The sequence below is a fragment of the Metabacillus indicus LMG 22858 genome (assembly GCF_000708755.2).
Lineage (GTDB): Bacteria > Bacillota > Bacilli > Bacillales > Bacillaceae > Bacillus_P > Bacillus_P indicus.
Window position 1 is genome coordinate 218,935 of record NZ_JGVU02000001.1, and the last position, 14,970, is coordinate 233,904.

Annotated in this window: 15 protein-coding genes; 12 read left to right on the forward strand and 3 right to left on the reverse strand. The window is 43.7% G+C overall.

Annotated elements, in window-relative coordinates; translation table 11 throughout:
* Nucleotides 1-223 precede the first annotated feature (223 nt).
* The 8 genes from AZ46_RS01105 (at nucleotide 224) to AZ46_RS01140 (ending at nucleotide 9,258) form a co-directional block, all read left to right on the forward strand.
* Nucleotides 224-1,195 (forward strand): ABC transporter permease, encoded by a 972-nt coding sequence (locus tag AZ46_RS01105; RefSeq protein ID WP_029282311.1) that lies wholly within the window; start codon nucleotides 224-226, stop codon nucleotides 1,193-1,195.
* A gap of 24 nt (nucleotides 1,196-1,219) precedes the next feature.
* Nucleotides 1,220-2,110: a carbohydrate ABC transporter permease gene (locus AZ46_RS01110; protein WP_029282310.1), complete on the forward strand. Its 891-nt coding sequence runs from the start codon at nucleotides 1,220-1,222 to the stop codon at nucleotides 2,108-2,110.
* A gap of 51 nt (nucleotides 2,111-2,161) precedes the next feature.
* Nucleotides 2,162-3,802: a type 2 periplasmic-binding domain-containing protein gene (locus AZ46_RS01115; RefSeq protein ID WP_029282309.1), complete on the forward strand. Its 1,641-nt coding sequence runs from the start codon at nucleotides 2,162-2,164 to the stop codon at nucleotides 3,800-3,802.
* Nucleotides 3,803-3,899: 97 nt separating this feature from the next.
* Entirely contained in the window at nucleotides 3,900-5,768 is a 1,869-nt protein-coding gene (locus tag AZ46_RS01120) for a sensor histidine kinase (protein WP_051826985.1), read from the forward strand.
* Nucleotides 5,743-7,239: a response regulator gene (locus AZ46_RS01125; protein ID WP_029282307.1), complete on the forward strand. Its 1,497-nt coding sequence runs from the start codon at nucleotides 5,743-5,745 to the stop codon at nucleotides 7,237-7,239. The genes AZ46_RS01120 and AZ46_RS01125 overlap by 26 nt, the downstream gene beginning before the upstream one ends.
* 36 nt (nucleotides 7,240-7,275) lie before the next feature.
* On the forward strand, nucleotides 7,276-8,289 hold the full coding sequence (locus AZ46_RS01130) for a S66 family peptidase (RefSeq protein ID WP_029282305.1): 1,014 nt from the start codon (nucleotides 7,276-7,278) through the stop codon (nucleotides 8,287-8,289).
* Nucleotides 8,289-8,852, forward strand: coding sequence for an SMI1/KNR4 family protein (locus tag AZ46_RS20885; protein WP_051865072.1), 564 nt, complete (start codon nucleotides 8,289-8,291; stop codon nucleotides 8,850-8,852). The genes AZ46_RS01130 and AZ46_RS20885 overlap by 1 nt, the downstream gene beginning before the upstream one ends.
* Before the next feature lie 100 nt (nucleotides 8,853-8,952).
* The gene (locus AZ46_RS01140) at nucleotides 8,953-9,258 is read left to right on the forward strand and encodes a DUF3784 domain-containing protein (RefSeq protein WP_029282301.1); all 306 of its coding nucleotides are present in this window, start codon (nucleotides 8,953-8,955) and stop codon (nucleotides 9,256-9,258) included.
* A 6-nt stretch (nucleotides 9,259-9,264) separates the two neighbouring features.
* On the opposite strand, the gene AZ46_RS01145 is transcribed toward AZ46_RS01140, so the two are convergent.
* Together AZ46_RS01145 and AZ46_RS01150 are read right to left on the reverse strand one after the other, a co-directional pair.
* A complete protein-coding gene (locus AZ46_RS01145; RefSeq protein ID WP_035318963.1) occupies nucleotides 9,265-9,582 on the reverse strand; it encodes a membrane lipoprotein lipid attachment site-containing protein in 318 nt (105 codons plus the stop codon).
* 114 nt (nucleotides 9,583-9,696) lie between these two features.
* Complete coding sequence (locus AZ46_RS01150; protein ID WP_029282294.1) at nucleotides 9,697-9,879, reverse strand: YolD-like family protein; 183 nt, start codon at nucleotides 9,877-9,879, stop codon at nucleotides 9,697-9,699.
* A gap of 204 nt (nucleotides 9,880-10,083) precedes the next feature.
* On the opposite strand from AZ46_RS01150, the gene AZ46_RS01155 reads away from it, so the two are divergent.
* The 4 genes from AZ46_RS01155 to AZ46_RS01170 all read left to right on the forward strand — a co-directional run bounded on the left by AZ46_RS01155 (nucleotide 10,084) and on the right by AZ46_RS01170 (nucleotide 14,564).
* A complete protein-coding gene (locus AZ46_RS01155; protein ID WP_029282292.1) occupies nucleotides 10,084-10,896 on the forward strand; it encodes a uroporphyrinogen-III synthase in 813 nt (270 codons plus the stop codon).
* A gap of 839 nt (nucleotides 10,897-11,735) precedes the next feature.
* Nucleotides 11,736-12,821: a glutamate 5-kinase gene (gene proB / locus AZ46_RS01160; protein WP_029282290.1), complete on the forward strand. Its 1,086-nt coding sequence runs from the start codon at nucleotides 11,736-11,738 to the stop codon at nucleotides 12,819-12,821.
* 15 nt (nucleotides 12,822-12,836) lie between these two features.
* Nucleotides 12,837-14,084 carry a glutamate-5-semialdehyde dehydrogenase gene (locus AZ46_RS01165; RefSeq protein WP_029282282.1) on the forward strand — a complete coding sequence of 416 codons (1,248 nt, stop codon included), beginning with the start codon at nucleotides 12,837-12,839 and terminating at the stop codon, nucleotides 14,082-14,084.
* Between the two features lie 54 nt (nucleotides 14,085-14,138).
* Complete coding sequence (locus AZ46_RS01170) at nucleotides 14,139-14,564, forward strand: OsmC family protein (protein ID WP_029282280.1); 426 nt, start codon at nucleotides 14,139-14,141, stop codon at nucleotides 14,562-14,564.
* A 38-nt stretch (nucleotides 14,565-14,602) separates the two neighbouring features.
* Here the strand turns inward: AZ46_RS01170 and AZ46_RS01175 are convergent, their stop codons facing one another.
* Nucleotides 14,603-14,944, reverse strand: a complete 342-nt coding sequence (locus AZ46_RS01175) for a DUF805 domain-containing protein (protein ID WP_029282278.1) — start codon at nucleotides 14,942-14,944, stop codon at nucleotides 14,603-14,605.
* Between the last annotated feature and the right edge of the window lie 26 nt (nucleotides 14,945-14,970).

A 14,970-nucleotide genomic window follows, 5' to 3' on the forward strand; every position in this document is an offset into this window, starting at 1 on the left:
CAGTTTATGTCAGGAAAGAATACTGAGCGTGGGGGAATAACCGCTTTACAGCGCACATTTTCCTCTATGCTTCCAGTACTTGTGACACCCTCCATTTCAGAGGAAATATACCCAATCCAAAATTCTGATACCTTATATGAAATTTCCTAACTTATGCAGGAGGGCACTTTTTCTTACAATGAGGACAGATAGAAAACATCATAGAAATCGGGGTGGTGAGCAGATGGAAGCGAAGATTGTACGGGCAGAGGAGCAAGTGATTGCGCCCAGTACAAAAAAAGGAAGATTAAAACGGGATCTAAAGAGGATGAATTCTCAAAAATATTTGCAGATTATGGCGCTGCTCGGTATGGTTTGGATGTTCATTTTCAATTACGTGCCGATGTATGGACTGATTATAGCTTTTAAGGAGTTCAGCATTATCAGCACAATCAGAGAGGCACCGTGGGTTGGACTTATGCAGTTTAAAGAATTTCTGCAGGATGAGAATTTCTGGACTGTACTTAAGAACACTCTTGGCATCAGCTTGATTAAGCTGCTTATCGGATTTCCGCTGCCGATCATTTTTGCCTTGATGCTGAATGAATTGACTTCATTGAAGTTTAAGAAAATGGTTCAGACGATTACGTATTTGCCTCATTTTCTTTCATGGGTTGTTCTCGGCGGTATTTTAACAACATGGTTATCTGACATTGGCATTATTAATGACATTTTACTTAATCTCGGATTTATCAATGAACGCATCAGCTTTCTGGCTGAACCGCAGTACTTCTGGGGCATTGTGATTATCTCGGATATCTGGAAAGAAATCGGCTGGTCTGCAATCATCTATCTTGCAGCAATAGCGGGCGTATCTACTGAACTCTATGAGTCTTCAACGATTGACGGGGCAAATCGTTTTCAGAAAATGTGGCATGTCACACTGCCTTCGATCCGTCCAACGATTACGATTCTTTTCATCCTGGCAGTCAGCGGCGTGCTGAATTCAAACTTTGACCAGATCCTGGTTCTACGTAATGCATTAAATGAAAGCGCTAGCAATGTTATTGATATCTATGTGTATCAAATGGGTGTTCAAAATGCGCGCTATTCTTATGCAACGGCAGTCGGTCTTTTAAAAGCAATTATTGCCTTTATTCTGCTTTACACGGCTAACAGAATTACGAAAAAGCTTGACGGCACTTCATTATTCTAAGGAGGGGGAGATCACGTGCTGAAACTGTTTAAACTAAACCGCAGAACAAAAAGTGAATACATCTTCGATAACTTCAACATCATTATTATGTTTTTGATCTGCGGAATTACGCTTTACCCAATCTGGTATGTTATCGTCAACTCCCTGAATGAAGGTGCAGATGCAGCTAACGGCGGCATTTACTGGTGGCCAAGAGAGTTTACGCTTCAAAACTATGAAGCTGTTTTTGCCAATTCAGGTATTCTGACATCATTCGGAGTAACGATTGCGAAAACGGTTATAGGAACCATCACACACGTTTTCTTCACGGCGATGGTAGCCTATGCGATTTCAAGAAGAGATTTATATGGAAGAAAACTGTACATGATGATCGGGATTGTCACAATGTTTTTCAGCGGGGGACTGATTCCTTACTTCCTTCTGATTCGTGACCTGGGTTTATTTGATAACTTCCTGGTTTATATCATTCCGACCATGTTTAACTTTTTCCATCTTATTATCTTTGTCTCGTTCTTCAGAGAGCTGCCGCCATCACTGGAAGAGGCAGCAAAAATTGACGGAGCCAATGACTTTATGATTTTCATCAAGATTATTGTGCCGCTGTCGATGCCGGTTATTGCTACAATCGCTTTATTCCAGGGTGTTTATCAATGGAATGATTATTTCGCAGGGGTCATCTTCGTCAATAATCCTGATCTTCAGCCGATCCAAACCTATTTGTATAAGGTTGTTGCAGAATCAAGTTCCAATCAGATGATGATGAATGCTCCAGGCAGCATCACGACAAAAACGGTAACCTCACAATCGATCAAGCTTGCAACTATGGTCATCACCACCCTGCCGATTGTTCTTGTGTACCCGTTCCTTCAGAAGTACTTTGTAAAAGGGATGCTTATCGGCTCTGTAAAGGGCTGATGCATATAGAAAGAAAGTCTATTATAATTAGGTACTAGAGAGGGGTTTACTATGAAAAAGTTTAAGAGTCTGTCCATTTTCCTTATAGCGGTTCTTCTTCTTTCCATGCTGGCTGCATGCAATAATGAAACCGCTTCATCAGGGGAGAAAGAAAACAAAAAGCCTGTTTCAGCAGATGAGCCTGCATGGAAAGCAGATACATCTCCGATTACATTTGACTGGTATGTCAACTTTTCCTGGTTTGCATCAAAATGGGGAGAGGACGCCGTTTCAAAGTATGTAACAGATAAAACAGGCGTTTCGATCAACTACATTTCTCCTGCTGGAAATGAAGCAGAGAAAATGAATACAATGATTGCATCCGGCAAGCTTCCAGATTTTATTACTCTTGGCTGGTGGGAAGATGCTGTTAAGAAAATGCAGGAAGGCGAACTGGTTCTTCCATTAAATGAACTTGCTGAAGAATATGATCCATACTTCTTTAAAGTAGCAGATAACGCAAAGCTTGAGTGGTACAAACAGGAGAACGGAAATGTATACGCTTACCCGAATGCATCATCTTCTCCAAAGGATTTTGAGAAATACAAAGACCTAAAGCCTTCTAACCAAACATTCTTAGTAAGAAAAGATATGTACGAAGCACTTGGAAGTCCTGATATGAGCACACCTGAAGGGTTTGTTTCAGCTCTGAAAGCTGCAAAAGAAAAATTCCCTGAAGTAAATGGTGCACCACTTATTCCGCTTGGTCTTCATGAATTTACAGATGTAGGAAATACATCACTTGAAGCTTATCTTCAAAATTTCCTTGCCATTCCTATGGAAAAAGACGGCAAGCTGTATGACCGCACAGAAGATAAAGAGTATGTAAAATGGCTGAAAACATTCAGAGAAGCTAATGAAGAAGGATTGCTTGCAAAAGATATTTTTGTAGACAAACGTCCGCAAATGGAAGAGAAAATTGCTCAAGGCCGCTACTTCGCTATGCTTTATCAGCGCAGTGACATGGCTGCTCAGCAGCAGGCTCTTTATGCGAAAGATCCAAATTCTGTCTATATCGCTGTTGATGGCCCTGCTAACGCTGCAGGTGATCAACCGACACTTGCAGGGGACAGCATTTCCGGCTGGACAGTTACTCTTATCTCCAAAGATGTAAAAGACAAAGACCGTGCAATTGCTTTCTTAAGCTACCTGATCAGTGAAGAAGGACAAAAAGATTTCTTCTTCGGTGAAAAAGGCGTTACGTACGATGAGACAGACGGAAAACCTCAGTTCAAACCGGAAGTTCTTGACCTTCTAACAAAGGACAGAACAGCTTTCGACCAGCAATACGGTGCTTCTTATAAACACTGGATGCTGATGGATACGAATATGAGTCTTCCTTGGAACCCGCCTACTGCGGAGCCGTTCAAGCAATTGGAAGACTGGACAAAAGGCAAAACAGTCAGCTTTGCAGCTTATGACGGCCTGAATCCGACAGGTACTTCTGCAGAAGCCATTGCAAGTACAAAAATCAGCCAGGAATGGGGAAAAACACTTCCGAAGCTGCTTCTTGCAAAATCAGACAAAGAGTTTGATAAGGTGATGAAAGCTTACTTGAAAAAACGTGAAGATTACGGCTATGACAAAGTAGAAGAGTACCAGAAGAAAATGTTTGAAAAGAATAATGAAAAACTGAATGCTGGAGAAAAGTAATGAAAAAGGGCTGCTTCGGCAGCCTTTTTTTTCCCTATTATCCGGGAAAGAAATCCCTTATACTAAAAAGAACGTCAAAAGAACAGCAGGTGTCCCCATGGCAGGAAAGATAAAAACAAAGATCTTCGAAATGTTCCTCAAACTCTCATTGCAGCAAAAATTCATCGCCTTATATATTTTCATCATTATGATTCCAGTCGTTGCATTTACCCTGATTTATACGAGGCAAGTGGATGAAAGTGCAATAAAGGACATTACAACAAAAAATGAATATCTCCTTGAAGTAGAAAAAGTTCATATTGAGAACAATATTGAATCGATGAGGAGAACAGCACAGATGGTCGTCTCTGATAATGAATTTATCGATTTTGTGAAATCAAGAGATGAGACAAATGTGGACGAACTGCTGAACTTTAAAATGAATGCGTTCTCAAATGTATCAAGGCTTCAAGTGAATAATCCAACTATTGAAAACATTCATCTTTACACAAACAATCCCTTCGTAAACGAAATGTGGCCAATCCTTTTCAGTGAGGAGCGGATTGCTGATAAACCATGGAAGCAGGAAGCCATCGACCGCAACGGCATGGAAATGTGGTGGTATGAACAGCAGGATTACGATATCCTCGGACGCTATCCATACCGGGCGAATGCCAAGATTTCAGTCTTGCGGGAGCTGGATTACCCGAAGGATGAACATTTGGGCATCATTGAAATCAGCATGCTTCAAAAGAACTTTTTCCCGAAAATGTTCAGCACGGTTGACGCAGGTGATTCTGCGATGATGGTCATTGACCAGAACAGCAATTATATAGTCAATCCTGAGAACCGCTTTTTAAAAGAAAATGAGATTCGTATAGATACACTTACAAGCCACTTTGAAAAGGAAAAGAAGAAAGAATCCTTCTCTTTTTACTATGAGGACCACGGCCTTCCGATTCTTGCAGGAGCTGTCTATATTGAAGCGATCGACTCCTATATGCTGAGCCTGGTCTCTCTTGAAACGATTTTTGCAGATACAGAAAACACAAGAAATCTTGTTCTTGGGGGCATTGTGTTCCTCGTGCTGATTCTCTCATTTTTAACATACAAAATGATCTCGTATTTGCTGAAAGAGATGTACAGGCTGATGAGCACGATGAAAAAAGCAGAAGCGGGTGACTTCGGTGTGAAAGTCGAAGTGGATGAATACAGCGAAATCGGACAGCTTGCCTACCATTTCAGAAGCATGCTGGCAAAAATCAACCGCCTGATCGCAGAAGCCATTCATAAAAATGCGGTAACAAAAGAAGCAGAGCTTAAAGCTCTCAAAACTCAAATCGATTCTCATTTTCTATTTAATACACTTGAAAACATCAAGATGATGGCGGAAATAAAAGGAGATTACGAGACGTCCGATGCCGTGACATCTCTAGGTTCCATGATGCGCTACAATCTGAAATGGAAAAACGACTTTGTGCTGCTTCAAGAAGAACTGACGCATATCAAACATTATATCGAAATTATGAATCTGCGGCTTGACAACAGACTGACGCTAAAAGTCGATGTGCCGGACCATCTGCTGGCATCAGAAGTGCTGAAGATGTCTCTTCAGCCAATCGTGGAAAATTCAGTCAAGCATGGTCTGATTCCATTGCTTGCTGAAAAGCAGGGCGTTATCAAATTAAGTGCAGAAAGAACGGACAGCGGAATATTGATCGAGATAGAAGATAACGGGACCGGTATGAATGACAAAGAGAAAGAACGCTTGGCTGAAAAAATTACAGCAGGACAGCATACCGAAACGCTTCACGGGTCTGGAATCGGGCTTGTAAACGTAAATGAGCGGCTGCTCCTGCATTACGGAACAGATCATGGACTTCAAATAGAAAGCGAAGAGGGAGCTTTTACAAAAGTTTCATTCCTAGTACCAGACTTGCAGACAAAGGGGGACTTGCAGCATGTACAATCTGTTAATAGCGGATGATGAATCTAATATCAGGCTTGGCATTAAAGCCATGATTGAAAGGGAATTCCCGGGCGAAATGAATATTTTCCTAGCGGGAGACGGTCTTATGGCACTGGATATCATGAACAGGGAACAAATCGATCTTCTCATCACAGATATAAAAATGCCTCGCATGAACGGAATTGAACTGATCCGCACCCTGCAGGACGCGGACGAAAAACCGATCCTGATCATTTTAAGCGGTTATGATGATTTTGAATATACAAAGGCAGCCATCAAATGCAAAGTAAAGGATTACCTTTTAAAACCGGTGAACAGAAACGAGCTGTTCCAGACCGTCCGCAGCTCGATGGAGGATATGGAAAAGACAAAATCACTCGTTCAGCAGGAACTTGAAGAGGAACAGCTAAGACAAATTCAGTACATCCTGCTGAATCCGCTTTTGTCAAAAGAACGAATTAAAGAAATTTGCGGGGAATCAAAGCTTGAAGCTAAGAGCGGTCACTATTTCATTGCCGTTATGAATCAGGGGAGAAACCTCTTCGAAAAAGCAGAGCAGGTACTGAAAAAAGAAATCCTGTTCCTGGACCAGAAAGACCGGACCGTCATTCTGACAGAAGATCAAACTGTTCTCGATATGCTTAAACAGCACATCCCTGAAGCCGAGATAGGCTGCAGCGGGCAGAAAACCGATTTTGCTGAAATCAGAGAGGCCTATCTGGAAGCTGCTGAGGCAAGTAAATATTCGTTTGTCCACCCGAGACACTCATTTATCGATTACAAGACGGTTACATCTAAACCTGCAGCAGACATGCTTCCCATTGAGGAAATCAAGAAAATCAAAAACATGCTAGGGACTATCAGAGAACAGGAAATCAAGTCTCTGCTGCTTAAAGTACTTGATCATGAAAGAATCACGGCCTATTCGATCGACTATCTCGAAAGCATCCATCATGAAATAAACAGAATCATTTACGAACCTTTTTTTGAGCGGTTTGGAGAAGAATCAAAAGCCGCATTTAAAAAGCTTTCCCATATGGAGGATCTCTACAGCTTCCGCGATTTCTATCATTACTTTCATGAAACACAGGAACTGATCCTGAGGCTTCATGAATATATGAAGCAGCTGAAGTCGATTTCCACTGAACAGACCTATATGGAACAGGCACTTGCATTTATCGGCGAAAACTATCAAAAAGACCTGAATCTTGCCGTTGTTTCCAATCACATATCCCTGAACTACTCCTATTTCAGCCATGTGTTCAAGGAAAATACCGGTCAAAATTTTGTCGATTACCTGAAAAAGGTCCGCATTGAAAACAGCAAGAGACTGCTTAAGGATCCTGACTTGAAAATCTTTGAAGTCAGTGACAGGGTCGGCTACAAAAACCCCAAGCAATTTGCCCGCGTATTCCGTGAGCTTGAAGGCATATCACCAAAGGAATTCAGGGAGGCGGCCGGCATTTCAGCCGCGAAGGAACAGACATAATCTTATTTTCCAGGAAATCATCGGGAGGCAGATAAAATGATTACATATCCAATGTTAAAATCGAATGCCGTAATAGGAGTGACGGCCCCGTCGTCTGGTGTTCCGCAGGAATTACACGGACTGCTGAAGCAGGCCTCCGGAAAAATGGAATCCAGGGGATATACAGTTATTACAGGCGAAACAGCCTGGACGCAGGAAAAAGCAAAATCCGCACATGCGGCAAAACGGTCAGAGGAATTCAATCAAATGATGCAGGATGATCGAATTGACTTCATTCTTCCTCCGTGGGGCGGTGTGCTTGCGATGGAAATGCTTGAAGGTGTCGATTACGATGCCATAAAGGAAAAGTGGATTTTGGGATACTCCGATGTCAGCGTACTTACACTTGCTATTACTCTTAAAACGGGAATGGCAACAGCTCACGGAACGAACCTGATTGATTTAAGAGGTGAATCGTCCGACCCAACCACTGCCATGTGGGAAACCGTCCTGAAAACAGAAAGAGGAGGGAAAGTGACTCAAATCTCCTCAGAAAAGTACCAAGAAAAGTGGCAGCACGAGAACCCGACACCCCATGTTTATCATCTGACAGAACCAACCGTCTGGAAAACAGTGTCCGGTCAAGATGAACAGGTCAAGGGACGCCTGCTCGGCGGCTGCATTGATGTGATTAAACATCTGGCAGGCACGCCGCTTGGAGATGTTAAAGCCTTTTCCCAAACACATATCGGGGGCGATCCGATCCTCTGGTATTTTGAAAACTGCGCGCTTACTGCAACAGATTTGCGCATATCGCTTGTCCAGCTGAAAATGGCCGGATGGTTTGAAAATTGCTCAGGAATCCTTTTTGGAAGAAGCCCTGCCAACCATCCAGTAGAGGGGTATACGGCAGAGGATGTCTATGAGGATCTCGCATCAGAACTTGGAGTACCTGTCATCTACGACATTGACTGCGGTCATCAGCCGCCGCAGCTGACCCTGATTAATGGTGCTTTTGCGGAGGTGACAGTGGAGAATGGAAAAGGGATTGTTGTTCAGGAGTTTAGATGATGGGAGGAAACGTTCTATACGAAACTATTAAAAATGAAATTGTTGGCATTTACGCCGGAAGTCATAAAAAACTGCGAAACGGGACCACGCTTTTTGGGGAACTCGATGAGGGAAGATGGCATACTTATCTTCTGCATCCCCTTACCTCCAGTGAAATTGCCCGTTTTGAGGAACAAATGCAGACTGTCTTTCCATCTCAGTACAAAGATTGTTTATCCTTCACAAACGGCTGCTGGCTCTTTGACCTTTTGAGGATTGCAGGCAAAGCGCCTGACACATACCGGGGAATGAGTGAGGAAGAAGAGTCTTTTTCACCTTTCCCTTTGGAAGATTTGCAGCAACTTTATAAACGAAAACGGACCCCTCCAGACCACTTTATCTTTGCCGACTCGTTCGTCAAGCAGGCTTATTACGCAATTGACAGCAGCGGACACGTACATGAAGTGTCATACAAAACGAAAAAAACGGTTCGAAGCTTTGACTCAATCCCACAATTGCTCCAATCCATCGTGGAAGAAGGAAAAGAGCAGATTGAGAATGATCTTTACTATGAATTTACGTGAAGCACGCCTTTAACGGGTGTGCTTTTTCTTCATTTTTATTTGGAACTTTACTCAGGTTTAACCGTATAAGTAGTTATCTATTTCAGAAGGAGGATAACAAATGATATTCTACCTGATCATGGCCGTTTTCATCATCGCAGGCACGATGCTCTATCAAGGAAAATGGGCAAATTTAATAGCGGGGTATAACACACTTTCCAAAGAAGAAAAAGAAAAATATGACTCGCCTGCTCTTTGCAGGTTTTACGGAATAATGATGTATGTCATCTCGTTCAGCATCCTTCTGTGGGAGATTGGCGACGCACTTGGAAGCTTGCTGATTTTTATGGTCGGCACCTTACTGTTTATTGCTGCTGTTGTTTTCACACTTGTCTATTCGCACAGCGGCAGCCGCTTCAAAAAATAAGCTGCCTTATTCGGCAGCTCTAAAAACTTCTATTTTTTCTCCTTTTTTCACCAGAATCACCGATTCTTCCTCTTTGGCTCGGTACAGGACTGTCCCTTTATCGAGATAATTCGACCAGAAATTCTGCGATGGTTTTACATTCGCATCCACTTTATTTGAGATTGTACCAAGCTCTTTTCCAAGGGAATACTCTTCAGATAAACCCTCTGCATGATAATCTTTTCCATCTGCCATAAGCAGAGCTACGTAGGACTGTTTGCTCTCCTGCTTGCTGCACCCGGCAAGTACGATACAAATACATGCAGCTAAAAGAATCTTCTTCATTTTTTCCTCCTTCTGGAAACAGTGTGTTACAAAAGTAGACGGAGAAAAACGCATTTCGTTTCACCTGAGACACAAAAAAAGAGCATCAGCTTTCTTGATGCTCTTTTTCAGGTATCAATAAATTTCTTTAATTCCCGCCAGCCTGATTGAAAAGACATTCTTATCTTCGTCTTCAAGTGACAGGGTCTGATCGCTCAGGTCGAGATTGCGGACGCGGCCTTTCAATGTCTGAACGGCACCGTCAATGTAGTAGTTTACAGTTACAAGCTTATTGCGCCTCAATGCTTTTAAAATCATGAGAATGTCTCCTTCCGTTTCGTGTTTATTTAAAGGGATTTATTTAAAATGTAATCGCTTTCTATGAATATATTCCTATTATACTACAGGTTTGTGAAAGCGATTACATAAAGTTTGAACACTTTGTGAAAAAAAACACATTGAACAGGTTCTCTGCACGTGATACCTTTAATAAAAAGACCGCAGGAAATGGGGACTCACAGCATGGGAAGAGGTTTAGAAGGAAAAAAAGTTGTCATTGCAGGATCTAGAAAAACAGACGAAATCAGTACGCTGATTGAAAAACAGGGAGGCACTCCGCTTGTCCGCTCTCTGCAGGGAACCGTTTTTCTGGCTGAAGAGCAGGTGGAACCTGATTTGCGCAAGTACATAAATGAAGGAGCGGACTGGACCATCCTCACTACAGGTATTGGTACAGAGACGCTTGTGAAGCTTTCCCGTCAGCTGGGGGAGGAAGAAGCGTTTTTAAGGCAGCTCCGGGAGTCAAACATTGCTTCAAGGGGATACAAGACCTTCGCTTCGCTCAAAAAGCTTGGATTGGCTCCAATAAAAAAGGATGATGACGGAACGACCAGGGGCCTTGTACGTGCTTTGGAAAATGAAGACTTTTCAGGAAAAAGAGTCATGGTGCAGCTCCACGGTGAAACAGCACCTGCACTGATCAGGTTTCTTGAAGAAAAAGGGGCATCTGTCCACCAGGTGCTTCCGTACCGCCACATTTCCCCTGATGAAAAAGCCGTCAGCCTGCTTTGTGAAGAACTGAAAGCAGGAGAAATTGATGCGGTATGCTTTACCGCTGCCATCCAGGTCCGCGAATTTTTTCAGTATGTGAAGGAGCATGATTTAACGACGGATGTACTTGAAGTCTTCAAAACGCGCACACTTCCTGTAGCTGTTGGAAAAATTACAGCCGAAGCTCTTACAGAGGAAGGGGTAGAGAATCCGCTTGCTCCTGATCTTGAACGAATGGGTGCGATGATTATCGAACTTGCCAATTATTATGAAAAAAACAATTGACATAAGCCGTCCGACTGCGCATAATATATAAAAATCAATGAACGCTGAAGCGGGACTAGTATGCGGGACTTTGTGCAAAAGAGAGCGGGGTTTATAAGCTGAGAGACCCCGCAGCAGCAAAGCCGCAGAACCTGCCTGCCGAGTCCTGTGCCAAACACACAGGCGCCATCAGCCTGGCGTTATCAGGCAAAGCGGGATGCCACGTGCATCCAACCAAGGTGGTACCACGGAGAGCAAAGCCCTTTTCGTCCTTATTTTACAGGACGGGGAGGGCTTTTTTTATTCCATGAAGCTGAAGGATTAAAATGCGTCGTGAATGAACCCTTCGTACAAAGAATCAGAAGCTGAAGGGTCAAAAGGCGCCGTGAATGAACCCTTCGTACGAAGAATCAGAAGCTGAAGGGTTAAAAGACGTAGTGAAAGAACCCATCGTACGAAGAATCAGGAGCTGAAGGGTTAAAAGGCGTCGTGAATGAACCCTTCATACGAAGAATCAGGAGCTGAAGGGTCAAAAGGCGTCGTGAATGAACCCTTCATACGAAGAATCAGAAGCTGAAGGGTCAAAATGCGTCGTGAATGAACCCTTCATACGAAGAATCAGGAGCTGAAAGGTTAAAATGCGTCGTGAATGAACCCTTCTTGCGAAGAATCAGGAGCTGAAGGGTCAAAAGGCGTCGTGAATGAACCCTTTGTGCGAAGAATCAGGAGCTGAAGGGTTAATATTCGTAGTGAATGAACCCTTCGTACAGAGAATTAGGTGCTGAAAGGTCAATATCCACCGGGAACTATGCCCAATAAACTCTCTCATCCCCCAACTAAACTAAAGGAGGCCAACCCTCATGAAAAAACGGATTGTTGTTAAAATCGGGAGCAGTTCTCTTACGAACAGGAAAGGAGAAATCGATCAGGAAAAGTTCACCGATCATATTGCAGCGCTTGCGCGGCTGAGACAAGCAGGGCATGAAGTGCTGCTCGTTTCATCGGGTGCTGTTGCGGCAGGTTTCCGCAAGCTTGGTTATCCGGCCAGACCCCTTACGCTTAAAGGCAGGCAGGCCGCGGCTGCTGTCGGCCAGAGCCTGCTGATTCAGGCGTATATGGTTCAGCTTGGGGCATATGGCTTTGTTCCTGCCCAGATCTTGCTGACCCGGACGGATTTTTCATCAAAAGAGCGTTACAGAAATGCTTTTGCAACAATTCGCGAACTGCTAGACAGAGGCATCATCCCGATTATCAATGAAAATGATACGGTTTCTGTTGAGGAGCTGACGTTTGGTGATAATGACATGCTGTCTGCACTTGTCAGCGGGCTTGTTCAGGCCGATGAGCTCGTTATTTTAACGGATATCAACGGACTGTATGACAAAAATCCGCGCGATCACACAGATGCGAAAAGGTATGACCGTTTGACCGGCATTACGGATGAAATGATGCTTGGAGCAGAAGGAGCGGGGTCTTCAGTCGGAACCGGCGGGATGAAATCCAAGCTTTCTGCGGCGAAAACTGCCATTGAGCTTGGGGTATCCGTTTTTATCGGTACGGGAAGAGGCGATGATAAGTTCCTCCGAATCCTGAATGGTGATGGCGACGGAACCTACATAGAGGCCCGCTCTTTCCTTAAAAGCAGTAAACAGTGGATTGCCCTTCATTCCCTAGTCAAAGGGAAAATTTTTATTGATGAAGGAGCAGAATCTGCCCTCATTATGAAGGGGAAAAGTTTATTGCCTGCAGGTGTTTGTGACATTTCGGGAACATTTGAAGCCGGAGAAGTGGTGGAGGTTCACGGACCGAACGGGATGCTCGGAAAAGGAGAGGTTCTTTGTTCCTCTGAAACGTTAAAGCAGGTAATGGGAAAACGGACAAAAGAAGCAGGAGCTGTGCTTGCATCCATCGAAGTGATACACCGTGACCGATGGGTGAAAGCGTGAAACGGAGGGATAACTATGAGTGAGGTTATGAGGAAAGGGAAAATCGCCAAGGCTGTCAGCTATGACATGATGCAGGTGCCGACCGAAGAAAAAAACCGTGCACTGGAACAAATAGCGGGGCAGCTTGAAGCAGAGCGTGATTTTTTAATAAAAGAGAATCAAAAAGATATTGAGGCCGGAAAAAAGGCGGGCATGACAGATTCCATCCTTGACCGCATGCTGCTGACTGAAAATAGAATTGATGATATGGCTCTTGCCATTCGCCAGTTAATCAGTCTTGAGGATCCTGTTGGAGAAGTGCTTGAGACGATTCAAAAAGAAAATGGGCTGCTTATCCAGAAAAAACGCGTGCCGCTCGGCGTAATCGGAATGATTTATGAAGCGCGGCCAAATGTGACGATTGACGCTGCAACTCTGTCGCTGAAAACAGGAAATGCCGTCATTTTGAGGGGAAGCTCTTCTTCCATCCATTCAAATAAAGCGCTCGTCAGCGTGATCCACCGCGCTCTTGAGCAGACTTCGGTCCCTCATGAAGCGGTTCAGCTTATTGAAGACACGAGCAGAGAAACGGCCAAACAGCTTTTCACGTTAAATGAATACTTGGATGTGCTGATTCCCCGGGGCGGTAAAAACCTGATCGATACCGTCGTGAAAGAGTCATCTGTACCTGTTCTCGAAACAGGAGCGGGCAATTGTCATCTTTTTATCGATGAAACGGCAAACCCTGAAATGGCACAAAAGATTGTTCTGAATGCAAAAATACAGCGTCCCTCTGTCTGCAACGCCATTGAATCCATTTTAATTCACGAAAAATGGCTTGAGCAGCATGGCATGAACCTGCTACAGAGCCTGCATGACCATTCCGTTGAAATCATTGCAGATGAACGCATCGTGTCACTTTTTCCTCAGGCAAAACCGGCAAGTGAGGAAGACTGGGCCACAGAATATCTGGCACTGACCGCAAGTGTGAAAACGGTGAAAAATACAGATGAAGCTATTAAACACATCAACACATACGGAACAAAGCATTCGGAAGCTATCATTACAGATGACCTGAAAAATGCGCATGAATTTCAATCCCGCGTAGATGCGGCAACTGTTTATCACAATGCATCGACCCGTTTTACAGATGGCTTTGAATTCGGCTACGGTGCGGAAATCGGCATCAGCACGCAAAAACTTCATGCACGGGGACCAATGGGATTGCCGGCGCTGACTTCAACAAAACACTTCATTTCGGGAAACGGACAAATCAGGGAATAGAAGGCGGACGTTGAGAAAACATAAAGGGACCAACGACACGAAGGAGAATGAGCTATGGATACGTCAATAAAGTGGAATGGCAAAATGAGCTTTTCCGGCAGCACCCCGTCCGGACACGAAGTAAAAATGGATGCCTCTGAAGAAGTTGGCGGAGAGAACACAGGAGCGAGACCGACTGAGCTACTGCTTCATGCTGTTGCCGGCTGTACAGGAATTGATATCATCAGCATCCTGCAGAAAATGCGCCTCAATCCGTCGGCATTTGAAATGGACCTAACCGGCACACGGGCAGAGGACCATCCAAAACGGTTTAAAGCCATCCATATTCACTACAAATTGGAAGGCGATCTTCCTGAAGAAAAAGTGATCAGGGCCATTCAGCTTTCCAAAGATAAATACTGTTCCGTCTCACAATCACTCAATGCTGAAATCACAGCTGAGTACTCGATTAACGGAGTAAAGGGCAGCAAGACCATGTAAAAAAGCGAAATCCTGAAAAATGGATTTCGCTTTTTTTCTTATTTTGGGCTTGGCCCATATTTATTTGCTCCAGGCTCGCTGTCCAAACAGTTGAAAACAAGCAGAACAATTCCGCCGACAACCGGGATAAGGCTGATAAGCAGCCACCATCCGGTTTTGCCGATGTCATGAAGTCTGCGCACAGCAACACCAAGTGAAGGCAAAAGAACAATAAGAGAATAAATAATAACTAAAACAGACGGAAGTCCGATCATAAGTTCAACCATTGTTAAAAGCATAGTTACGATAAAGTTAAATAAAAAGAACATCCAATATTCCTTACGTCTTGCACGGCCTTGAAAAACCGCATATTTCTTAATAACGTCTAGATACCAATGCATGTGATTTCCTCCTTTCTCAAAAAAAT